Below are 22,340 nucleotides of genomic sequence, written 5' to 3'. Positions count from 1 at the left end.
GTACCTGACCATGCTCCCATTGAGTAGAGGGTTTACGTTTTTTCCTAAAGCCGTCGCCGCTATCGTTGATCGGTCATGGCCTCTGAGACAGAATTGGCCAACCGCAATTTGCGTGAATCGCTGCAAATCAGAAACTTATGACCAAGCCCGCGAGCAACGCCCCTATCGCCGAAATCTTCCATGCCTACTGGAAATCCGACTGGCGGGCGCTGTCGCTGGTGGCGGCGGTCGTCTTCCTGTCGAGCGCCAGCGGCATCGCTGCGCCGTACCTGTTCTCCCGCCTTGTGGACCGGCTGACCAAAGAGACTGTTGTCTCGGACCTTCTGTGGGCGTTCTTGCTCTACGCCGCGCTGGTGGGATTAGCCTCGGCGCTGCAGCGCGCGGTGCAACACCTGTCGGTGATGACGGCCGAAAACCTCGGCTTCATCGTGAGCACGCGGTTCTTCGAACGCATTTTGAGGAAAAGATCCGACTTCTTCGTCGAGCATAACCCGGCCGAGATCCAGACTGCCGGCGCCCAGGGGCGTGGCGCGCTGACGACGATCATGCACATCGCGCTGATCGTGTTCATTCCGGGCGCAACGCAGATCGCGCTCACGCTCGTCACCCTCGGCGCTCTCTTGAGCATCGAGGTTGTGGCGATCGTCGCCGCTTACGGCGCCGCCATGATCACGGTGACATTCGTCTCGACGCGTCGATCGCAGGCCCTTCTCGACGCCGCCGTCTCGGCTGCGCAGGAAAATGCTCGATTCGTCGGCAACGCGATGAACGCGATGGAGACGTTGCGTCATCTCGGCAGTCATGCGTGGATGAGCCGCCGCTTCACCGAGAAGGCTCGCGCGGTAAAGGATGGCTGGCGGGCTTACACATTCCGTCGCGCCGGCTCGTCGGCCCTGCTGGGCCTGGGTCTCTCGATCCAATTCGCCGTCAATTTCCTGCTGTTGCTGCCCCGCCATCAGGCCGGAGCGATGACGGTCGGCGATATCGTGCTGTTCAACGCCCTGTTGCTCCAGCTCAACCTGCCGTTCGAGATGATCGCCCAGACGATGGACGTTTTCGCGCGTTCCCGAGCGCAACTCATTCCGCTCGCGGACATGTGGCGGGCTCCGGAAGAGAATGAATCGCCGCATGCAGAGACCTTTGTCCCCCGAGAGGGACGCATCACCTTCGACGATATCAGGTACGATTACGGCAATGGTCGTGGGGTCGATGGCATCAGCTTCACGGCAAGCCGCGGCTCCATCACGTTTATCGTAGGCGAGACCGGCTCTGGAAAGTCGACCATCTTCAAGCTCGCGCTGAAATCCATCGAGCCTCATTCAGGTCGCATTCTGGTCGATGACATCGACCTCCTGCGCATCGCGCGCGCCGACTGGTACCGCGCCATAGCGGTCGTGCCTCAGGACGTCGCGCTGCTGAACGAAAGCCTTGCAGACAACATCATTCTGGGTCGCCCTCGCGATGAGGCCCGGCTTCGCGACGTCTCGGAGAAGGCGACTATCCTGTCTTTCATCGATGCGCTCCCGGAGGGCTTCGAGACCAGGGTCGGCGAACGCGGCCTGAAGCTGTCGGGCGGAGAGCGCCAGCGCATCGCGATCGCCCGCGCCCTCTATGGCAACCCGACCGTTCTTTTCCTCGATGAGGCGAGCTCCGCGCTCGATGACGCGACCGAGCGGGACATCATGAACCACGTTCGTACCCTGGTTCGCGATGTCACGGTGCTGGCCATCACGCACCGAAGATCCGTCCTTGGCGACGCGGACAATGTCGTGGATCTCAGCGATCCCCGGCCCTTGTGATCAGCCTTGGTTGCGTAGGTCGGTCGATCGACAGCATGCAATAGCGTCCGCGAACAGCGGCAGCATTGCAGGTTTCGACCTGAAGCGGGCCGTTTGATCCCGATCAATGAGGAGCGAGTGCATTTGGACCTATTCCAACATTGGTCGTGGTTGGGAGCTCGATACTATGCGCAAGTTCTTATCTGTCGCAGTTGCGATGCTGGCCTCTTCACAAGCTGTCGCTGATGACGATCTCATGAAGGCTGCCAAGCAGCTCTTCACACCAATCCCTTCGGTGCTCCCCGCTGTCAAAAACAACGCCGTCACGCGCGACAAGATCGAGCTCGGCAAGATGCTGTTCTTTGATCCGCGCCTGTCGGCTAGCGAGATCATCAGTTGTAACACCTGCCATAACGTTGGCACCGGCGGCGTCGACGCCGGTCCGACCTCCGTCGGTCACGGCTGGCAAAAGGGGCCGCGCCGGGCGCCAACGGTCTATAACGCGGTGTTCAATGTGGCGCAGTTCTGGGACGGACGCGCGGCGGACCTCAAGGCGCAGGCGAAGGGTCCTGTGCAGGCGAGCGTCGAAATGAACGCGACACCCGATCACGTGATCAGGACGCTGACGTCCATGCCCGACTATGTCGCGATGTTCAGGAAGGCGTTCCCCAACGAAGCATCCCCAGTTACCTTCGACAACTTTGCCAAGGCGATCGAGGCGTTTGAGGCGACTCTGATTACGCCGGCCGCGGCCTTCGATCAGTACCTTGAAGGGGATGCCAACGCCCTCAGCGCGCAGCAGAAGGCGGGATTGAAGCTGTTCATGGACAAGGGGTGCTCGTCCTGTCACAACGGCATCAACATCGGCGGCCAGGACTACTTCCCGTTCGGCGTGATCGAAAAGCCGGGTTCGGACGTGTTGCCCAGCGGCGACAAAGGCCGGTTCGCGGTCACCAAGACGGCGAGTGACGAGTACGTGTTTCGCGCCGCGCCTCTCCGCAACGTCGCCCTGCGAGCACCGTACTTTCACTCGGGCCAGGTCTGGAGCTTGAAGCAAGCCGTCGGCGTGATGGGCGAAGTTCAGCTTGGTGCCAAGCTAACTGACAAGGAAGAGAACGATATCGTGGCGTTCCTGAATTCGCTGACCGGGCAATTGCCAAGGATCGAATATCCCATATTGCCCACGCGCACGGATGCAACACCGCCGCCGTCGCTCGGAAAATAGGCCGTTCTTTTCCGGGTCCGGTGGCTCGGGCCACCCGCGCCCCAGGTCGGTACAGTTCCCGTTGCCCCGTGCGTGGAACCAGGTCTCGCTGGAATCGTTGAACCCGCAGACAATGACGCGGGTAGAACGAGATGGCGACCGACAGGCAGCGCAGCTACCGGAAGGATATTCTGATCGCATCCGCTCTGTTTGTAGGCGGACTGGTGATTTCGACCGCTTCGTTGGTGGAGATCGCCGCGCGTCAATCCGAGGAGGTGGCGCAGGCGACGCCGCCAGTGCAGTCTTCCCCGCCCGAGCCGCAGACGAAGCCAGCCGAATCAAAGCCAGGCGGCGAGCGGCCGACCACGCCGGCGCCCGAGCCCGCACGTCCCGACCCGGACGCGCAGAAGACCGGCGCGCAGCCGGCGCTGCCACCGGCACCCGCAGAGAAGACCGCCCCGCCGGTCCAGAAAAAGTGATGTCCTCTCATTCCCGCGGACCGGCCTGAACGTACCCTGCCGAATTTACAGTCTCGCCTGCGTCCCTCTGCCGCCGCATAATCGTGGTTGTCAACGAAACGCCAACGACCTTTGGGGCCAGCAGATGAAGATCGACGATGTCAGGCGAAGTGCCTATTCGATGCCGCTCACCAGCCCCGCGTTTCCGCCGGGGCCCTATCGCTTCTTCAACCGAGAATATTTCGTCATCACCTACAGGACCGATCCCGAAGCGCTCGCCGCCGTGGTGCCCGAGCCACTCGAGGTCGCCGAGCCCGTGGTGAAATACGAATTCATCCGGATGCCCGACTCCACCGGCTTTGGCGACTACACCGAGACCGGCCAGGTGATCCCGGTTCGCTTCAAAGGGGAGGAGGGGGCTTATACCCACGCGATGTATCTGGACGACGAAGGGCCGATCGCCGGCGGCCGCGAGCTATGGGGATTCCCGAAGAAACTGGCGAGGCCGAAGATCGAGGTCGAGAGCGATGTGCTGGTCGGCTCCCTGCATTACGGCTCGGTGCTCTGCGCTTCCGCCACCATGGGCTACAAACACCGTCCGGTCGATCATGACGCCGTGCTGAAGGGCATGAAGGCGCCGAACTTCATCCTGAAGATCATCCCGCATGTCGACGGCAGCCCGCGCATCTGCGAGCTCGTGCGCTTCCATCTCGAAGAGATCACGCTGAAGGAAGCCTGGACCGGCCCTGCCGCTCTCGGCCTGTTTCCACACGCGCTCTGCGACGTCGCGCGGCTTCCGGTCCGCGAGGTCGTCTCCGCCCTGCATTTCAAGGCGGACCTGACGCTGGGGCTCGGCACGGTGGCGTTCGATTATATGGCGAAATGACCGGAGACCGCGCCAGACCCTCGCGGCTTCGTCATGGCCGGGCTTGACCCGGCAATCCACGTCTTGGCCAACCGAGGCGAAGCGTGCATGCGCGGCGCGAGGCCGCGCATGACCTCGTTGGCCGCAGCGCCGGCCCGGCATGCGTCACGGATCACCGATCAGGTGGCGCTATCCACGGGCGACTGCGCTGTCGCTTTAGGCGTGATGAGATCAGGTCGAGTTGGCGCCACGCTGGAAGTGCCTCACCTCTCCCCATCGGGGAGAGGTGAACGACTGCGGTCACGCCGATTCGAACAAAAAATCATCACGCTTTGACCGCCGAAGATTGCGAGAGCGACAAGAGCGCTATCAGTGCCGAAAGACTCAATCCGGCCGATACGATCACGATCGATCGGCCCAGGGTATCTATGAGCAGTCCGAATCCAAGGGGCGCCAATGCTTGGCAAATGCGGGATGGTGCGCCGATCAATCCAAGTCGATAGGCGTAGTTCTCCGGTCCGAAAATCGCCAATGGGAGCGTTCCTCGTGCAATGGTCAGAATACCATTGCCGGCCCCATGTAGCAGAGCGAAGACGCCGGCAGCACCACCGCCGAAAATACCGATTACGCACGCTCCGATGGGATGAGTGATGCAGGCAAGCCGTGTCGAGACGAGCGGGTGGAAACGGTTAAGAAGGCTCGCTTCCATCACACGGGCTGCGACCTGCGCGGGTCCGATCATCATGCCGGCAAACACTGCCTGCGCTGGCGTCGCGCCGAATGCTTCGACGATCCGCGGCAGATGCGCCGCCATCGCCGATGTCACCGTCCAGGCGGCCGCGAACGCGAATGAGAGCAGAACCATGGTGCGGTCGATCGTAATATGCGGCTTCGCCACGGGTCCTTCTGAGCGGACCGGCTTTGCCGTGCTGGGCAGCGCGAGATTGAGGGGGAGACCGATCACTATGTGCGCGATCGCCCAGGCGTAGCAGGTTTCCCGCCAACCGATCGTCTCGAGCCCGAATGAACTCAGCGGCCAGCCGACCGTGCTGGCAAAGCCGGCAATCAGCGTGATGCCGGTGATCGAGGCGCGCGCGTCGCTGCCGTAGATACGCCCCAGCGCGCCGAACGCCGCGTCGTAGAGTCCGAGGCCCATGCCAATGCCCAGCAGGAGCCAGGCCACCGACATCATCCACACCGAGGCCGATGCGCCGCGCAATGCGAGCCCGCCTGCAAAAACCACGTTCGAGATACAGAGGACCTGCCTCCCTCCGACGCGGTCGATCTGGCGGCCGACGCGTGGACCCAATAATCCGGAGATCACAAGCGAGGCCGAGAAGGCGGCGAAGAACCAGTTGGTCGAAATTCCGAGATCGTGGGCAATGGGGTCTGCCAGGATCGCCGGCAGATAGTAGCTCGATCCCCAGGCCAGCGTCTGGGCGGTCCCCAGCGCGGCAACCACCCGCAAGCGTTGTCCGTTCACGCCGGCGGCCCTAGCAGCCGCAGCCGGGCTTGCCGGCGACCTTCGCGATCGCATCGTCGGAGCAGCAGGCGTCGATGCCGGCGGGTGCCGGCCCTCCGCAGCAGCCGGATGCGACGATACCGCCCTCCACGCCGCCGCGTGTGCAGACGCCGGTTTCGGGGAGCTCGAGTTCGACGCGCTCGGCAGCTTCCTTGTCGCCGGCGATATCGGCCGCGATCGAGCGCACCTGTTCGTAGCCGGTGATCATGAGGAAGGTTGGCGCCCGGCCGTAGGATTTCATGCCGGCGAGGTAGAAGCCCGGATCGTCCTGCTGCAGTTCGCGCGCGCCATGCGGGCGCACGGTGCCGCAGGAGTGCTCGTTGGGATCGATCAGCGGTGCGAGCGCGACGGGCGCCTCGATCGCGGGATCGAGCCGAAGCCGAATCTCGCTGAGGAAGGAGAGGTCCGGACGGAAGCCGGTTGCGATGACCAGCTCGTCGGCGACGACGCTGCGTCCGCAGCAGGCTGACGACGTCGCGATCCGAAGCCGGCCGTCGCTCGGCGAGATCGCCGAGACGGAAAATTCGGCCTCAACCTGTACCTCACCTGATGCGACCAGCGATGCGAAGTGTGTGCCGAGTTCGCCGCGCGCAGCGAGCTTGTCGTTCGCGCCGCCCCCGAATGCCTTGGCCGGATCATTGCCCCGGAGCAGCCAGATCGGGCGGGTGCCCGGCACCTGACGGGCAAGCGTCGCCAGGTCGGTCAGGGTACCGATCGCCGAGTGTCCGGCGCCCAGCACGGCGACAATCTTGCCCGCGTAGCGCTCACGGTCTCTCCCGAGGACATCCGGCATGCCGTAGGCGATCCTCGCTTGTGCTTCGCGTTCGCCGATCGCCGGCAGGCCATTGGCGCCGGCGGGATTCGGCGAGGCCCACGTTCCGGAGGCGTCGATGACGGCCTCAGCGCGCAGGGTCTCGCGCCCTTTGCCGTTCTGGTAGCGTATCTCGAACGGAGCCGCCTCCCGGCCTCTTGTCCTCGCCTTGTCGAAGCCGACGCGGGAAACGGCGGTGACGCGGCTCGACGTGCGGATCACGTCCTTCAAGCGCGTGCGCGTCGCGAGTGGGACAAGGTACTGTGCCAAGAGCTCGCCCCCGGTCGGATACACCTGCGGGTCCGGCGAATTCCAGCCAGTTGGCGCGAGCAGCCGCGCGGCCGCCCGGTCGACGTTGTATTCCCACGGTGAAAAGAGCTGGACGTGTTGCCATTGACGGACCGCATGTCCCGCTTCTGGCCCGGACTCGAGCACGACGGGCGTCATGCCGCGCTCCAACACGTGCGCGGCTGCCGCCAGGCCGACGGGTCCGGCTCCTACGATCGCGACGGTCTTTGCTGCGCTCATTTTGCTTCTCCCAACCTTCTAGAATTACCGAATAATCGGACAAAAAAAATCAGGCCGCCGTCTGAGCGTCTTTGCATTGGGTCTCGTCGATGCAGCATTCAGCAACGAGGAAATCCACCAAGCCCTGCATCGTGTCGTATTCGGCGTGGCAAGCAAGTGTCGTGCCCTCGCGTACCTGCGAGATCAGACCGACGGAGACCAGCGCCTTGATGTGGTGCGACAGTGTCGACGCCGGAATCTTGAGCCGCTCCTGCAGGCGCCCGACCGGCATGCCTGCACGCCCTGCACGGACCAGCGCGCGATAGATTTTCAACCTGGTCGGGTTGCCCAGCGCTTCGAGGCGGGCTGCTGCTTCGTCGAGCTTCATGGTGACCAAGATGAGCGCGACCCGTCTCCTTGTCAAACTATATTTCTAGAATATTCGAAATAAGTCCGCCGATCCCGGTATGCTGAATTGGGTTGACTTGGCCATACATTTCCATAAATCTGGATATATGGAAACCGAAGAAGCGGTCTTGGCGCTCGCGGCCCTCTCGCAATCGACCCGCCTGGAGGCCTTCCGGACATTGGTCAGGCACGAGCCTGACGGCCTTGCGGCTGGCGATCTTGCCCGCATGCTGGAAGTGCCGCCGAACACGCTGTCGGCGCATCTGTCGATTTTGACCAGAGCGCGCCTCGTGACTTCCGAACGGCATAGTCGCTCGATCGTCTACCGCGCCAACCTGGGTGAGTTTCGCGATGTCGCTCTGTTCCTGCTTCGGGATTGCTGCGACGGACGACCGGAGGTCTGCGCGCCGGTCGTGAATAGCCTGCAATCGTGCTGTTCACCAAAACGAAAGGAGCGAACCCGTGGCTGACCATCTCTACAAGGTTCTGCTCCTCTGCACCGGCAACTCGGTGCGCTTGGGCGCGACGCATCCGACGCCAAGGGCCGGCTGATGGAGGCCTTCGACCTTTCACGGCGCCTTGTGGCCGAGGCGTTGGGTACCGGAATTCTCGTCGCCGCCGTGGTCGGGTCCGGGATCATGGCCGAGGCGCTGACCAAGGACGACGCTCTCGCGCTTCTCTGCAATACGTTGCCGACCGGCGCAATCCTGGTTGTGCTGATCAGCGTGCTCGGACCTATCTCCGGAGCGCACTTCAACCCGGCCGTAACACTTGTCTTCACCGGCAAACGCGAACTGCCGGCGAACGAGGCTGCACTGTATGTGATGGCGCAGATCGCAGGCGGTATCGCCGGAACGATGGCCGCGCATTTGATGTTCGCCCTACCGTTGATTGATTTCTCCACCAAAACGCGGACAGGTGGACCGCAATGGTTCGCGGAGGCCGTGGCAGCTTTTGGCCTGATCACAACGATTCTGGCTGGCATCCGTTTTCAGCGCGCCGCCGTTCCCTGGCTGGTGGGCCTGTACATTACGGCCGCGTACTGGTTTACCGCCTCGACATCGTTCGCCAATCCGGCCGTGGCAATCGCGCGCTCGCTGACGAGCACATTTGCAGGCATTCGCCCGATCGATTTGCCTGGCTTCATACTTGCGGAACTGTGCGGAGCGTTCGCCGGCATGCTGTTGATGATTTGGCTGCTCGGGCGACCTCAGGCGCGCGGCCCGGTCCCAATTGCGGAGACAACCAGATGAGCGTCACCATTTATCACAACCCGGATTGCGGCACGTCGCGCAACACGCTCGCCATGATCCGGCAAAGCGGTGTCGAGCCCACGATCGTCGAATATCTCAAGACGCCGCCGTCGCGCGAGAAGCTCAAGGAGCTGATCGCTGCGATGGGTATCCCGGCGCGCGCCCTGCTGCGTGAGAAGGGCACGCCCTACAAGGACCTCGGCCTCGATGATCCCAAATGGTCGGACGACGAATTGCTGGATTTCATGATGGCGCATCCCATCCTGATCAACCGCCCCATCGTGGTTACCTCGAAGGGCGTGCGGCTTTGCCGGCCGTCCGAGGCGGTCATCGACCTTCTGGAGAATCCGGTCGGACGTTTCGTGAAGGAAGATGGCGAGGTCGTTGAAGGCCGCAGATAAATTCCGGCCTCGCAAAAGTAGCCTCCGTCATTCCGGGGCGGCGCGCAGCGCCGAACCCGGAATCCATTTCTCCGCCCGCGCCCGCGGTCCGATGGATTCTCTGATGTGCAATTGCACATCATAGCTCGCGCTTACGCGCGCCCCGGAATGACGAGAGGAGCGCGCGCGTCAGCGCACCAGCACGTTCCGGAACTGCCAGGGATCGGACGTGTCGATGTCTTCGGCAAACAGGCCCGGCCTGTCGTTCAGCGGGGTCCAGTCGGTGTAGAAACCCTTCACCGGGCCGAGATACGGCCGCTGGATTTCCAGGCAGCGGTGAAAATCCAGCTCGTCGGCTTCGACGATGCCGGCTTCCGGATTTTCCAACGCCCAGACCATGCCGGCGAGCACCGCAGAGGACACCTGCATGCCGGTCGCATTCTGATAGGGCGCAATCCGGCGGGTCTCCTCGATCGAGAGCTGCGAGCCGTACCAATAGGCGTTCTTGGCGTGGCCATAGAGCAGGACGCCGAGCTCGTCGATGCCGTCCTCGATCTCGTTCTCGTCGAGGATGTGCCATTTCGGCTGCATCCGCCCCGCAGCGCCGAACATCTCGTGCAGCGACAGCACGGCGTCGTTGGCCGGGTGATAGGCGTAATGGCAGGTTGGGCGATAGATCACCTTCTCGCCGTCGCGTACGGTGAAATAGTCCGCGATCGAGATCGACTCGTTATGGGTGACGAGGAAGCCGTATTGCGCGCCTGGAGTCGGGCACCAGGAGCGCACGCGGGTGTTGGCGCCGGGCTGCAGCAGATAGATCGCGGCCTGGCAGCCATGCGCGTGCGTGCGGCCGTTCTCCGGCATCCACTTCTCATGGGTGCCCCAGCCGAGCTCGGCCGGCTGCAGGCCCTCGGAGACGAAGCCCTCGACCGACCAGGTGTTGACGAAGACGTTCATCGGCTTCGGCTTCTTCGAACGCTGGGTGTCGCGCTCGGCGATATGGATGCCCTTGACGCCGAGCTTATGGGCGAGCTGGCCCCAGCCCTCGCGGCTCTTCGGCTCGTTGAATTCGACGCCGGTGTCGCGGGCGATGTCGAGCAGCGCCTGCTTGACGAACCAGGATACCATGCCGGGATTGGCGCCGCAGGTCGAGACCGCGGTGGTGCCGCCCGGGTTCTTGCGCTTGGCGGCCAGCAGGGTCTCGCGCAGGGCGTAGTTCGAGCGCCCTTCGGTGCCGATGTTCTTGTCGAAATAGAAGCCGGCCCACGGCTCGATCACGGTGTCGACATAGAGCGCGCCGATCTCGCGGCACAGCGTCATGATGTCGACCGAGGAGGTGTCGACCGAGAGGTTGACGCAGAAGCCCTGTCCGCCGCCGGCGGTCAAGAGCGGCACCAGCAGTTCGCGGTAATTGTCGCGGGTGACGCCATCCTTGATGAAGCGCACGCCATGCTTCTTGGCGAGCTCGCCGTCCTCATGCGGATCGATGATGACGAAGCGCGACTTGTCATAATCGAAATGCCGCTCGATCAGAGGCAGCGTGCCTTTGCCGATCGAGCCGAAGCCGATCATGACAATGGGGCCGGAAATCTTGGCGTGGATCTGCGAGGAGGGGCTCATCTAATATCTCCAGGAGATTGGCTCGAGCGGGTGGACAGGTTTGGTGGTTCAGGCGGTACGTCGTTTCGCGGTGACTTCGATCTCGACCTTCATCTCGGGTTTCAAAAGTCCCGCGACGATCAAGAGTGTGGCGGCCGGGCGGATGTCGCCGAGAAACTCGCCGCAGACCGCGAAGTGGGCGTCCGCATCCTTGGCATCCGTCAGGTAGTAGGTCGTGCGGACGATGTCGGCCAGCGCGAAGCCGCCTTCCTTCAGGGCGGCCTCGATGGTCTTGAAACAGTTCCGTGACTGGCTCGTGACATCTTCAGGCATTGTCATCGTCGTGTAGTCATAGCCGGTGGTTCCGGAGACGAAGGCGAAATCGCCGTCGATCACGGCGCGGCTGTAGCCGGCGGTCTTCTCGAAAGGCGAGCCGGTCGAAATCAGGCGTCGGGACATTCAGGACCTCCTATTCTCAGCGTTGCGGGACATACGGGTACTTGCGCGGGTTTACGGGATTTTCCCGCCCGCGCAACCTTTGGCTCCGGTCTTGCGATCAGCGGGAGTGCTGGGTCGTATCTGCTGCCGGAGCGGACGGCGAGCTCCAGCGGCGCACGAAGATGTCCCTGACGATCATGACCGAGATCAGGATCAGGACGATGGTGGTGATGATGCTGCGCAGAACTGGACGCGCGACGTCGCTGGTTGCGGGAAGGTTTTCGGCCATGATCGCAACCGTCACGCGGCCTGCGGCACGGCGCGCAATGCGCGTGCCTTGCGTTTGAGCAGCAATGCGCCGGTCGCGGTGACCATGCCGCTGGCGCCGTCGAGCGCGCCCTCGGCAAGTTCGAGACCGAGCAGCCGGTCGCGCTCGAACGGGCCGGGCAGCACGAGTTCGCTCATCCTTTCCGGCGAGAAGCCGAAGCGGGCGTAATAGGGCGCATCGCCGAGCAGGATCACCGCGCCATGGCCGCGCGTCCGCGCGATCGAAATCGCGCGGTCCATCAGCGCGGCGCCGACACCGAGGCCGCGGCAGGTGGAATCCACCGCCAGCGGCCCCAGCATCAGCGCGGGGTTGCCCCCGGCGCTGACGTGCCACAACCGAACGGTACCGACCAGCCGGCCGCTTGCGACCGCCGACAGCGCAAGGCCTTCGGCGGGCGCGCGTCCGTCGCGCAGGCGCTGGCATGTGCGCTGATGGCGGTTCTCGCCAAAGCAGACATCCAGCAGCATTTCACGCGCCTCGACGTCCGAGGAACGTTCCGCACGGATCGCGAACGGAGCGGCGCTCGGGGTGAGGGCAACGGTGGTCTTCCGCAAAGCAGTCATGGCACGTCAGTCCCCGCTTCCAGCGGCGGGCACACCGGTGAAAGCGTCGTTCGAAAATTCGAAAATGTCGGGGAGGGAGCCGGCAGGCCGGCTCCCTGTTTTCTTCTCCCTCTCCCGCAAACGCGAGAGGTAAGAGACGTCAGATGTGGTAGGTCCTCAGCGGCGGGATGCCGTTGAAAGCCACCGACGAGTAGGTCGACGTATAGGCGCCGGTGCCCTCGATCAGCAGCTTGTCGCCGATCTCGAGCGTCACCGGAAGCGGATACGGCAGCTTCTCGTACAGCACATCGGCCGAGTCGCAGGTCGGGCCAGCAAGCACGCACGGCGTCATATCCGCGCCGTCATGCGGCGTGCGGATCGCGTAGCGGATCGACTCATCCATCGTCTCGGCGAGACCGCCGAACTTGCCGATGTCGAGATAGACCCAGCGCACCTCGTCCTCGTCGCTCTTCCTGGAGATCAGAACGACTTCGGTCTCGATGATGCCGGCATTGCCGACCATGCCGCGGCCCGGTTCGATGATCGTCTCCGGGATCTGGTTGCCGAAATGCTTGCGCAGCGCGCGGAAGATCGACCGGCCGTACTGCACCACCGGCGGCACGTCCTTCAGGTACTTGGTTGGGAAGCCGCCGCCCATGTTGACCATGGACAGGTTGATCCCGCGCTCGGCGCAGTCACGGAATACGGTCGAGGCCATCGCCAGCGCCCGATCCCACGCCTTCACCTTGCGCTGCTGCGAGCCGACATGGAAGGAGATGCCGACAGGCTCCAGGCCGAGGCGCTTGGCGAGGTCGAGCACGTCGACCGCCATCTCCGGGTCGCAGCCGAACTTGCGCGACAGCGGCCATTCGGCGCCGGCGCAGTCATAGAGGATGCGGCAGAACACCTTGGCGCCGGGGGCGGCACGGGCGACCTTTTCGACCTCGGCGGCGCAGTCGACCGCGAACAGGCGAATGCCGAGCGCGAAGGCGCGCGCGATGTCGCGCTCCTTCTTGATCGTGTTGCCATAGGAGATGCGGTCCGGCGTCGCGCCAGCGGCCAGCGCCATCTCGATCTCGGCGACTGTCGCGGTGTCGAAGCAGGAGCCGAGCGAGGCGAGCAGCGACAGCACTTCCGGCGCCGGGTTGGCCTTCACCGCGTAGAACACGCGGCTGTCCGGCAATGCCTTCGCGAAGCTCTGGTAGTTGTCGCGCACAACTTCGAGGTCGACGACGAGGCACGGCTCGGTGTCGAGGCCCTCGCTGCGGCGGTGACGCAGGAATTCCTGGATGCGCTCGGTCATGGCACTCTCCCAACGACCCCAGCGACGGGGCCGCATTCAAAAACGTGACGCCGGATAAGAGTGCCTTGGCCGAATTGCGCGATGGAGGCGCAACGAAGCCAAAAAACTCAAACCAGACTGTGCTGCCGTGGATTGGTTGGGAGATTTCCCGCCCGCTCACCTGGCAATGAAGGACAAGCCTTTTCAGTAGCCCGCGCCGGCGTTGGAATGCCGGTAGAGACCAAAAAAGCCCGCTCCGTCGTTGCTTTAAGTCGCGTCCCCCGTTGAGAGCGGGGTGCGCCGGTTCGCCTCCGGCTGCCAGTCACGGTTGCAAGAGATGGAGAGACCTTCATTGGCATCCCTTGAGAGAGATGCTGGCCGCTTCAGAGGCGACCCTCGGTTCTTCATCCCTTGGCGGCTGTCCGGCCTCTTGTCCGGATACCTACCGACTGACACACGACCACAGGCACGTGCGAAATTGGGCAAGGCTGGAAATAAGTGTTTTGACTTAGCTGCGCAAGAATTTTTTTGGGCTGCGCGCAGATTTCCCTAACGCGAGCTTGCGATTGTTTGTCGCTGCACGCGCGCACCACGTCGAATATGAATGGACGTTAAGAGAAGCTAGCAGTCGGCTGCGCGTTTGAGCCTTCTGCCACAGTGTTTTCGCAGTCGCGCCTCACGCGCGCCGCGTGAACGGCTCGATGCGCTGCGCTGCGCGGATGAACGCGATCATCACGAGGACGCCGAGCGCGAACAGCACCGCTTGCAGGATGTGCGCGGCGGTGTCTTCGAGCCCGAACAGGATCGCGAGCGCCCAGCCGCCGGCGAAGGCACCGCCGAACACTTCCGCGCCGATCAGGATCGCCGCACTGATCACGGTGATCACGCTCGGCCAGACGATCTGGCGGTTGCCGGTGGAGGAGGGCTGCAGGCTCATGGAAGAAGGTCCTTTTTGAGGGGCGCAATGTCCCTGAAATGGGCCCTGCGATCAAGCGCAAAAGGCCCAAAATTGCCGCACGGTGTGGTATAGTTTGCCGCAATATCTTGGACAAAAATAGGATTTCGCATGTCGGCAAGTTCGCAAGGTTTGGCCAACCCGCTGCTGCAGGGCTGGCAGACGCCGTTCGAGACGCCGCCCTTCGACGAGATCAAGCCCGAGCATTTCCTGCCGGCCTTCGAGCAGGCCTTTGCCGATCACTCCGCCGAGATCGGCGCGATCGTTCATGATCCGGCGGCGCCGGACTTCGACAACACCATCACCGCGCTGGAGCGTTCCGGCAAGCTGCTCTCCAAGGTCTCGGCGGTGTTCTATGACCTGGTGTCGGCGCACTCCAATCCGGCGATCCTGGAGATCGACAAGGAAGTCTCCTTGCGGATGGCGCGGCACTGGAACCCGATCATGATGAACGCCGTGCTGTTCGGCCGCATCGCGCTCTTGCACCAGAACCGCGCCTCGCTCGGCCTGAGCGGCGAACAGCTCAGGCTGCTGGAGCGCACCTATACGCGCTTCCGCCGCGCCGGCGCCGGCCTCGACGACGCCGCCAAGGCGCGGATGGCCGAGATCAACGAGCGGCTCGCCCATCTCGGCACCAGCTTCAGCCACCATCTGCTCGGCGACGAGCAGGACTGGTTCATGGAGCTCGCCGAGGACGACCGCGCCGGGCTGTCGGACAGCTTTGTCGCCGCCGCCAAGGCCGCGGCGGAAGAGCGCGGGATGGCCGGCAAGGCGATCGTGACGCTGTCGCGCTCCTCGGTCGAGCCGTTCCTGAAAACCTCCGATCGCCGCGACCTGCGCGAAAAGGTCTTCAAGGCCTTCACCGCGCGTGGCGACAATGGCGACGCCCACGACAACAACGCGACCATCGTCGAGATCCTGGCGCTGCGCGAGGAAGCCGCCAAGATCATGGGCTTCTCGAACTACGCCTCCTACCGGCTCGAGGATTCCATGGCGAAAACGCCGGACGCCGTGCGCGGCCTCTTGGAGCGGGTCTGGAAGCCGGCGAGGGCGCGGGCGCTCGCCGACCGCGACGCGATGCAGGCGCTGATCGCGGAGGAGGGCGGCAATTTTGCGCTGGCAGCCTGGGATTGGCGTTACTACGCCGAGAAGCTCCGGCAGATCAGCGCCAATTTCGATGACGCCGCGATCAAGCCCTATCTTGTGCTCGACCACATGATCGAGGCCGCCTTCGACTGCGCCACCCGCCTGTTCGGCGTCACCTTCGAGGAGCGCAAGGATATCCCGGCCTGGCACCCCGACGTCCGGGTCTGGGAAGTCAGGGATCGCGACGGCAAGCACAAGGCGCTGTTCTACGGCGACTATTACGCCCGCCCCTCGAAGCGCTCCGGTGCCTGGATGACCTCGCTGCGCGATCAGCAGCAGCTCGACGGCGCGGTTGCCCCGCTCGTCATCAATGTCTGCAATTTCGCCAAGGGCGCGGGCGGCGAGCCCGCGCTGCTGTCGCCGGACGATGCCCGCACTTTGTTCCACGAATTCGGCCACGGCCTGCACGGCATGCTGTCCAACGTCACCTATCCCTCGCTGTCGGGCACCTCCGTGTTCACCGATTTCGTCGAGCTGCCGTCGCAGCTTTACGAGCACTGGCAGGAGCGGCCGGAGGTGCTGCAGCGCTTCGCAAGGCACTATGAGACCGGCGAGCCGCTGCCGGACGATCTCCTGCAGCGCTTCCTCGCCGCGCGGAAGTTCAACCAGGGTTTTGCCACCGTGGAGTTCGTATCCTCGGCGCTGATCGACCTCGAATTCCACACCCAGCCGGCCGAAGCCAGCCGCGACGTCAGGGCCTTCGAGAAGCAGGAGCTCGAGAAGATCGGCATGCCCGCCGAGATCGCGCTGCGGCACCGGCCGACCCAGTTCGGCCACATCTTCTCCGGCGACCATTACGCCGCCGGCTATTACAGCTACATGTGGTCGGAGGTGATGGACGCGGACGCCTTCGGCGCCTTCGAGGAGGCCGGCGACATCTTCGATCCCGCGACCGCAAAGCGCCTGCTCGACGACATCTATTCGTCGGGCGGCTCGCGCGATCCGGAAGAGGCCTATGTCGCCTTCCGCGGCCGCGAGCCGGAGCCGGATGCACTGCTCCGCCGGCGCGGGCTGCTCGAGACTGCCGAGGCCGCCTGAAGTGAGGCGCATGTCCCGCAATTGGCTCGGCCTCCTGGCCGCCGGCGCCGTGATGCTCGGCGCGGCCGCCGCACAAGCCCATCCGCATGTCTGGATCACCGCGAGGAGCGAGGTGATCTATGCGCCTGACGGCACCATCACCGGTGTCCGCCACGCCTGGACCTTCGACGACATGTTCTCGACCTATGCGCTGCAGGGCATAGAGGCCAAGACCAAGGGCGCCTTCACCCGCGAGGAGCTGGCGCCGCTCGCCCAGACCAATGTCGAGTCGCTGAAGGAATACGCCTACTTCACCTTCGCCAAGGCCGACGGCAAGAAGCAGAAGTTCACCGAGCCGGTCGATTATTTCCTCGAATACAACAACACGGAATTGACGCTGCACTTCACGCTGCCGGCGAAGACTCCGTTCAAGACCAGGCAGCTTTCGCTCGAAGTGTTCGACCCCGCCTTCTTCATCGACTTCAAATATGCCGACAAGGACCCCGCCAAGCTGGTCGGCGCACCGGCCGACTGCAAGCTGCAATTCCAGCGGCCGAATGACGGCACCGCGAGCGCGCAGCAGCTCGGGGAGCAGAACTTCCTGAGCGGCGAAAGCTCCAACTTCGGCGCGATGTTCGCCAACAAGATCGTGGTGGAGTGTCCATGAAGCAGGGATCATCCGTCGCGCGTAGCCTGGCGATTGCCGCCGTGGCGCTCGCAGTCTTTGCGCTGGCCGATGCCGCGATGCATGCGCTGTCAGCGCAAAACCCCTTCGGCGCCCCGCGGCGGGCGGCCGAGCCGCAGGTCGGCGGTATCATCGGCTGGCTGCTCGCCAAGCAGGGGGAATTCTACCGCGAGATTTCCGCGTCCATCCGTGCTGCCAAGACCGATGGCTATGCAGTCTGGACGTTGCTTGGCGTCTCCTTCGCCTATGGGATCTTCCATGCTGCAGGCCCCGGCCACGGCAAGGCGGTGATCTCTTCTTATCTCGTCGCCAACCGGGAAACCGCCTCGCGCGGCATCGCGCTGTCGTTTGCCTCGGCCCTGCTGCAGGCCGTGGTGGCCGTGGTGTTCGTCGTCATCGGCGCCTGGCTGCTCAACGCCACCGCGAAAACCTCGTGCGGCGCGGAAAAAGCGATCGAGATCGCCAGCTATGCCCTGATTGCCGCCTTTGGTGCGCGGCTGGTCTGGAGCAAGGGCGGCGGCTTCTTCCGCGCGCTGCAGGCGAATGTGCCGCAGCCGGCCATCGCCGGTGTCCCGCATCACCACCACGATGACGGTCATCACCATCACCGCGATCATCACCATGACCACGACCACGATCATCACCACGATCATGGGCACGAGCACGGGCATGGCGCCGGGCACCAGCACGCCCACGCTCATGTCCATGACGAGCATTGCGGCCATTCGCACGGTCCCGAGCCGAGCGAGCTCGCCGGCCCCGGCGGTTGGCGCCGCGGCTTGAGCGCGATCGTGACCGTCGGCATCCGGCCCTGCTCGGGTGCGATCCTGGTGCTGGGATTCTCGCTGGCGCAGGGCCTGTTCTGGGCCGGCATCGCCGCGACCTTCGTGATGGGCCTCGGCACCGCGATCACGGTCGCGACGATCGCGATCCTCGCCGTCTCCGCCCGCGGCCTGGCGCAACGCGTCAGCGCCGGCCGCGACGGCAACGGCATGCTCTTCATGCGCGGCATCGAGTTCGGCGCCGCCGGCCTGGTGCTGCTGTTTGGGCTGGGATTGCTGTTCGGCTACCTCGCCACCGAGCCGCCGACCTGCGCCTATTTCATGTGACGGCGCCGCGGAGCGGCCTTTGAAGTTACCTCTCCCCGCTCTTCGCGGGGAGAGGTCGGCGCATTGCGCCGGGTGAGGGGCTGTTTCCGCAAACACAACTTCCAGCTTTTTCGCGAAGGCAGCCCCTCACCCCAACCCTCTCCCCGTAAGAACGGGGAGAGGGAGAACTCAGACCGTCAGATATCGCTTTATCATCGGCAGGAAGAAGATCGCGACATTGATCGTAAAACCGATGGTCCAGAGGATCGAGCGCAGGGTTGGGCGGTTGCCGAGATAGGTGAAGACGTAAGCGATCCGCACGATCAGGAACAGCACTGCGAGCTCATCGATCAGCCGTAACGGTCCGATGCGGAATTCGGCGAGCAGCACGGCGAAGGCGAAGAACGGAAACGCCTCGATCCCGTTCTGGTGGGCGCCGAGCGCGCGGGCCCGGATCGGGTCGTCGTAGAAGGCGGGATCGCGCGGGTTGGAATTGTCGAAACGGCCGCTCGCAGTCCACTTGGCGGCTGCGAGCGTCAACAAATACAGCATCAACGTTCCGAACACGCACCATTCGGCAACCGTCATGGTTCCTCCCCCGCATTGCGGAGGGGAGCCTAGCTAACGGTGCGTTGTCTTGACAAGAATGGGGCAACGCGCGAAGCCACGGCCGTCATGACCGTGGCCGTCCCAGTCCGAAACACGACGCCGGCAGCGCAAGCCCAGCCGGATCGCATCGGCGTGCTGCTGGTCAATCTCGGCACGCCCGACACCGCCGACGCCCCGGGCGTGCGGGTCTATTTGAGGGAATTCCTCTCCGACCCGCGCGTGATCGAGGATCAGGGGCTGCTGTGGAAGCTGATCCTCAACGGCATCATCCTGCGCACGCGGCCGCGCACCAAGGCTCTCGACTACCGGAAGATCTGGAATACCGAGAAGGACGAGTCGCCGCTGAAGACGATCACGCGCTCGCAGGCCGAGAAGCTAGCGGCGGCGATCGGGGAAGATCATGTCGTGGTCGATTGGGCGATGCGCTACGGCAATCCCTCGATCCGGGCGGGGATCGAGGCGCTGACGGCGCAGGGCTGTAACCGGTTGTTGGTGGTGCCGCTCTATCCGCAATATTCCGCCGCGACATCGGCGACCGTCTGCGACGAGGCGTTCCGGGTGCTCTCCAGCTTGCGTGCGCAGCCGACCTTGCGGGTGTCCTCGCCATACTATGACGATCCTGTCTATATCGACGCGCTCTCGGTTTCGATCAACGCGCACCTGGCGACGCTGCCGTTCGAGCCGGAATTGATCCTGGCGTCCTTCCACGGCATGCCGCAGAAATATGTCGATCAGGGTGATCCCTATTTCGCCCAGTGCGTCGCCACGACGGAATGCCTGCGCAAGCGCCTCGGGCTCGATGCCTCCAGGCTGATGCTGACCTTCCAGTCGCGCTTCGGCAACGATGTCTGGCTGCAGCCCTATACCGACAAGACCGTCGAAAAGCTCGCCAAGGACGGCGTGCGACGAATTGCCGTCGTCACGCCCGGTTTCTCCGCCGACTGTCTGGAGACGCTGGAAGAGATCGCGCAGGAGAACGCGCACATCTTCAAGCAAAATGGCGGCGAGCAGTTTGCGGCGATTCCCTGCCTGAACGACAGCGAGCCCGGCATGGACGTGATCCGCCAACTCGTGCTGCGCGAACTGCAAGGGTGGATCTAACGTCGGCCCGTAGCCCGGGTGGAGCGCCAGCGCAACCCGGGGCCAGTCGCAAACGCAGATGCAGATGTCCCGGGTTACGCGTTCGCTCCACCCGGGCTACTGAACGAGCATCCGCGTGACGGCCCACACATCATTTACGTTCGCAGGCTATATCTGGCAGCCTCGCAAACCGCTCCTTAACTATGTGTCAACCAACAGCCGGCTGAACCGGCGTTGCGGTTTTGCAGACCAAATGCAGGGCCGCGCCGGCTTTCGCCGGTCTTGGAGGACTTTATGAGTGGTTTCGACATTTTCGCCATCGCCCTTGTTCTGCTTGTCATCGTCACGCTGTTCGCCGGGGTCAAGACCGTTCCGCAGGGCTATGGCTGGACCATCGAGCGCTTCGGCAAATACACGCGCACGTTGCTCCCTGGCCTCAATCTCATCGTGCCCTATTTCGACCGCATCGGGCGCAAGATGAATATGATGGAGCAGGTGATCGACATCCCCGAGCAGGAGGTGATCACCAAGGACAATGCCACCGTCACCGTTGATGGCGTTGCCTTCTTCCAGGTGTTCGACGCCGCGAAGGCGAGCTACGAAGTCGCCAATTTGCACCAGGCGATCACGGTGCTGACCATGACCAACATCCGCTCGGTGATGGGTTCGATGGACCTCGACCAGGTGCTGTCGCATCGCGATGAGATCAACGAGCGGCTGCTCCGCGTCGTCGACGCCGCGGTCTCGCCCTGGGGCGTCAAGGTCAATCGCATCGAGATCAAGGACATCGTGCCGCCGGCGGATCTCGTGGAGGCGATGGGCCGGCAGATGAAGGCCGAGCGCGTCAAGCGCGCCGACATCCTGCAGGCGGAAGGCCAGCGGCAATCGGAGATTTTGCGCGCCGAGGGTGCCAAGCAGGGACAGATCCTGCAGGCCGAAGGTCGCCGCGAAGCCGCCTTCCGCGACGCCGAAGCGCGCGAGCGACTGGCGGAGGCTGAGGCGAAGGCAACGCAGATGGTGTCCGAAGCGATCGCGAGGGGCGACGTCGCCGCACTGAACTACTTCATCGCCGACAAGTACATCAAGGCGTTCGGGCAGTTGGCGGAAGCGCCGAACCAGAAAATCGTGATGCTGCCGATCGAGGCATCGAGCGTGCTCGGCTCGCTTGCCGGCATCGGCGAGATCGCGCGCGCCACCTTCGGCGAAAGCACAGCTTCAGCAGCCGCCGCCGCGCGCCGCTCCTCGGTGCCGCCGGCCGGCCCGACGCCGCCGCCAATCGCGCCGGAGCGGTGAGGGCGCGGGCGTGCTAGCATTGCGTCTGCGGAATTAGAGGTCGTGTCATGACCGAGATGTTTTCGACACTGGGTACCTGGAACTGGCTGATCTTCGGCTTCATCCTGATGGCGCTGGAATTGGCGGCGCCCGGCGTGTTCCTGTTCTGGCTCGGGCTATCAGCGCTCATGGTCGGACTGGTGTCGTTCGTCATCAATCCGCTTTGGCAGACGCAGTTCCTCATGTTCGCCGCGTTCGCGGTCGCCGCCGTGCCGGCATGGCGGCACTTCGCCAAGAGCGGGACCTCGGCGAGCGCGAGCAGCCCGTTCCTCAACCGGCGCACCGAAGCCCTGATCGGCCGCGAGTTCACGCTGGAGAAGCCGATCATCGACGGCTCAGGCACGGTGCGGATCGATGACACGATCTGGCGCGTCGCCGGCCCCGACGCGCCCGCCGGCAGCCGCGTCAAGGTTGTCAGCGCCGACGGCGCCAGTTTGACGGTGGCGGCGGCGTAGCGGTGTAGGCGGATGAGTTTTTCGCTCTCGCCCGAACAGCGAAAGCGAACGGCATAATCCGCCATTCCCTCTAACCCCCACGCAGCCGTCATTGCGAGCGCAGCGAAGCAATCCATTCCTCCACTTGCGGCGCTATGGATTGCTTCGCTGCGCTCGCAATGACGATGTGGATGCTTGGAGTGCGACAAAACAACCCGTCGGGCAAATCAGCAGAAACGTGTCCAGCCCTCGCGCGAAAAACATTCCGCTTTCGCCGTCGGGCAAATCAGTGATTTAACTCCGCGCGTCTCAGCGCGAATGAGGGGCGGGTCGCGATCGTCACGAACGTTGCGGTGAGATGCGGTGGACGTGATGGGTGTGACTGACGAGCACACGCATCACGGACGGCGAAGTCGTGTGGTCCTGGCGCCCCGACGCTGGCGCTAAGTTTTTCGTGCGAACAAGTTGCGCGAGAGATGACGGTGGCAAGAGAGCCCGGTCACCGGGGAGAGCACGAAGGAAACCGTAACACCATCGCGCAGGGAAAGCCGGAATGCTTCGGTTGAACCTGTGGTCCTACCCCCGTGCTTTTTGTTGCACGGGACCCATGGGTGCAACC

23 protein-coding genes are annotated in these 22,340 nt (G+C 63.8%); 13 read left to right on the top strand and 10 right to left on the bottom strand.

Going from position 1 to position 22,340, the window contains the following annotated elements; translation table 11 throughout:
* The first annotated feature begins 137 nt into the window (after positions 1–137).
* The 4 genes from ACZIRK_RS21310 (at position 138) to ACZIRK_RS21295 (ending at position 4,326) form a co-directional block, all read left to right on the top strand.
* Positions 138–1,799: an ABC transporter ATP-binding protein gene (locus ACZIRK_RS21310; protein ID WP_130229414.1), complete on the top strand. Its 1,662-nt coding sequence runs from the start codon at positions 138–140 to the stop codon at positions 1,797–1,799.
* A 166-nt stretch (positions 1,800–1,965) separates the two neighbouring features.
* Positions 1,966–3,003: a cytochrome-c peroxidase gene (locus tag ACZIRK_RS21305; protein ID WP_130229415.1), complete on the top strand. Its 1,038-nt coding sequence runs from the start codon at positions 1,966–1,968 to the stop codon at positions 3,001–3,003.
* 131 nt (positions 3,004–3,134) lie between these two features.
* A complete protein-coding gene (locus ACZIRK_RS21300) occupies positions 3,135–3,461 on the top strand; it encodes a hypothetical protein (protein ID WP_463328068.1) in 327 nt (108 codons plus the stop codon).
* A gap of 124 nt (positions 3,462–3,585) precedes the next feature.
* On the top strand, positions 3,586–4,326 hold the full coding sequence (locus tag ACZIRK_RS21295; RefSeq protein WP_130229450.1) for an acetoacetate decarboxylase: 741 nt from the start codon (positions 3,586–3,588) through the stop codon (positions 4,324–4,326).
* Positions 4,327–4,630: 304 nt separating this feature from the next.
* Here the strand turns inward: ACZIRK_RS21295 and ACZIRK_RS21290 are convergent, their stop codons facing one another.
* The 3 genes from ACZIRK_RS21290 to ACZIRK_RS21280 are packed head-to-tail and all read right to left on the bottom strand — an operon-like array spanning position 4,631 to position 7,533.
* Positions 4,631–5,788, bottom strand: coding sequence for an MFS transporter (locus tag ACZIRK_RS21290; RefSeq protein ID WP_463328067.1), 1,158 nt, complete (start codon positions 5,786–5,788; stop codon positions 4,631–4,633).
* A gap of 10 nt (positions 5,789–5,798) precedes the next feature.
* Positions 5,799–7,166: an NAD(P)-binding domain-containing protein gene (locus ACZIRK_RS21285; protein WP_130229448.1), complete on the bottom strand. Its 1,368-nt coding sequence runs from the start codon at positions 7,164–7,166 to the stop codon at positions 5,799–5,801.
* Between the two features lie 49 nt (positions 7,167–7,215).
* Entirely contained in the window at positions 7,216–7,533 is a 318-nt protein-coding gene (locus ACZIRK_RS21280; protein WP_028162996.1) for an ArsR/SmtB family transcription factor, read from the bottom strand.
* A 127-nt stretch (positions 7,534–7,660) separates the two neighbouring features.
* Here ACZIRK_RS21280 and ACZIRK_RS21275 point away from each other — a divergent pair, with 127 nt between their 5' ends.
* From ACZIRK_RS21275 to arsC, 3 genes are all read left to right on the top strand, one after another.
* Positions 7,661–8,023, top strand: a complete 363-nt coding sequence (locus ACZIRK_RS21275; protein ID WP_130229447.1) for an ArsR/SmtB family transcription factor — start codon at positions 7,661–7,663, stop codon at positions 8,021–8,023.
* Positions 8,024–8,104: 81 nt separating this feature from the next.
* Complete coding sequence (locus tag ACZIRK_RS21270) at positions 8,105–8,806, top strand: aquaporin (RefSeq protein ID WP_130229446.1); 702 nt, start codon at positions 8,105–8,107, stop codon at positions 8,804–8,806.
* Entirely contained in the window at positions 8,803–9,207 is a 405-nt protein-coding gene (arsC, locus tag ACZIRK_RS21265) for an arsenate reductase (glutaredoxin) (protein WP_130229445.1), read from the top strand. Before ACZIRK_RS21270 ends, arsC begins: the two co-directional genes overlap by 4 nt.
* 168 nt (positions 9,208–9,375) lie before the next feature.
* On the opposite strand, the gene ACZIRK_RS21260 is transcribed toward arsC, so the two are convergent.
* The 6 genes from ACZIRK_RS21260 to ACZIRK_RS21235 form a co-directional block, all read right to left on the bottom strand.
* Complete coding sequence (locus ACZIRK_RS21260) at positions 9,376–10,806, bottom strand: homospermidine synthase (RefSeq protein WP_130229444.1); 1,431 nt, start codon at positions 10,804–10,806, stop codon at positions 9,376–9,378.
* Positions 10,807–10,854: 48 nt separating this feature from the next.
* Complete coding sequence (locus tag ACZIRK_RS21255) at positions 10,855–11,244, bottom strand: RidA family protein (protein WP_130229443.1); 390 nt, start codon at positions 11,242–11,244, stop codon at positions 10,855–10,857.
* A 97-nt stretch (positions 11,245–11,341) separates the two neighbouring features.
* Positions 11,342–11,512: a hypothetical protein gene (locus ACZIRK_RS21250; protein WP_208823941.1), complete on the bottom strand. Its 171-nt coding sequence runs from the start codon at positions 11,510–11,512 to the stop codon at positions 11,342–11,344.
* Between the two features lie 11 nt (positions 11,513–11,523).
* A complete protein-coding gene (locus ACZIRK_RS21245) occupies positions 11,524–12,114 on the bottom strand; it encodes a GNAT family N-acetyltransferase (RefSeq protein ID WP_130229441.1) in 591 nt (196 codons plus the stop codon).
* 139 nt (positions 12,115–12,253) lie between these two features.
* Entirely contained in the window at positions 12,254–13,396 is a 1,143-nt protein-coding gene (locus ACZIRK_RS21240; protein WP_028162988.1) for a type III PLP-dependent enzyme, read from the bottom strand.
* A 655-nt stretch (positions 13,397–14,051) separates the two neighbouring features.
* Complete coding sequence (locus ACZIRK_RS21235) at positions 14,052–14,312, bottom strand: hypothetical protein (RefSeq protein ID WP_130229440.1); 261 nt, start codon at positions 14,310–14,312, stop codon at positions 14,052–14,054.
* Positions 14,313–14,441: 129 nt separating this feature from the next.
* Here ACZIRK_RS21235 and ACZIRK_RS21230 point away from each other — a divergent pair, with 129 nt between their 5' ends.
* The 3 genes from ACZIRK_RS21230 to ACZIRK_RS21220 are packed head-to-tail and all read left to right on the top strand — an operon-like array spanning position 14,442 to position 18,287.
* Complete coding sequence (locus tag ACZIRK_RS21230) at positions 14,442–16,514, top strand: M3 family metallopeptidase (protein ID WP_463328066.1); 2,073 nt, start codon at positions 14,442–14,444, stop codon at positions 16,512–16,514.
* A 10-nt stretch (positions 16,515–16,524) separates the two neighbouring features.
* Positions 16,525–17,160 carry a DUF1007 family protein gene (locus tag ACZIRK_RS21225; protein ID WP_130229438.1) on the top strand — a complete coding sequence of 212 codons (636 nt, stop codon included), beginning with the start codon at positions 16,525–16,527 and terminating at the stop codon, positions 17,158–17,160.
* On the top strand, positions 17,157–18,287 hold the full coding sequence (locus ACZIRK_RS21220) for a nickel/cobalt transporter (RefSeq protein ID WP_130229437.1): 1,131 nt from the start codon (positions 17,157–17,159) through the stop codon (positions 18,285–18,287). The genes ACZIRK_RS21225 and ACZIRK_RS21220 overlap by 4 nt, the downstream gene beginning before the upstream one ends.
* A gap of 168 nt (positions 18,288–18,455) precedes the next feature.
* Here the strand turns inward: ACZIRK_RS21220 and ACZIRK_RS21215 are convergent, their stop codons facing one another.
* The gene (locus ACZIRK_RS21215) at positions 18,456–18,854 is read right to left on the bottom strand and encodes an MAPEG family protein (protein ID WP_130229436.1); all 399 of its coding nucleotides are present in this window, start codon (positions 18,852–18,854) and stop codon (positions 18,456–18,458) included.
* Positions 18,855–18,941: 87 nt separating this feature from the next.
* Between ACZIRK_RS21215 and hemH the strand changes: the two genes are divergently transcribed.
* The 3 genes from hemH to ACZIRK_RS21200 all read left to right on the top strand — a co-directional run bounded on the left by hemH (position 18,942) and on the right by ACZIRK_RS21200 (position 21,742).
* Positions 18,942–19,976, top strand: a complete 1,035-nt coding sequence (hemH, locus tag ACZIRK_RS21210) for a ferrochelatase (RefSeq protein WP_130229435.1) — start codon at positions 18,942–18,944, stop codon at positions 19,974–19,976.
* 273 nt (positions 19,977–20,249) lie between these two features.
* A complete protein-coding gene (locus ACZIRK_RS21205) occupies positions 20,250–21,248 on the top strand; it encodes an SPFH domain-containing protein (RefSeq protein WP_028162981.1) in 999 nt (332 codons plus the stop codon).
* Positions 21,249–21,295: 47 nt separating this feature from the next.
* Positions 21,296–21,742: an NfeD family protein gene (locus tag ACZIRK_RS21200; protein ID WP_130229434.1), complete on the top strand. Its 447-nt coding sequence runs from the start codon at positions 21,296–21,298 to the stop codon at positions 21,740–21,742.
* Positions 21,743–22,340 lie beyond the last annotated feature (598 nt).

It is taken from the genome of Bradyrhizobium sp. Leo114 (genome assembly GCF_055229415.2).
This window is presented reverse-complemented; position numbering and strand designations above follow the sequence as displayed.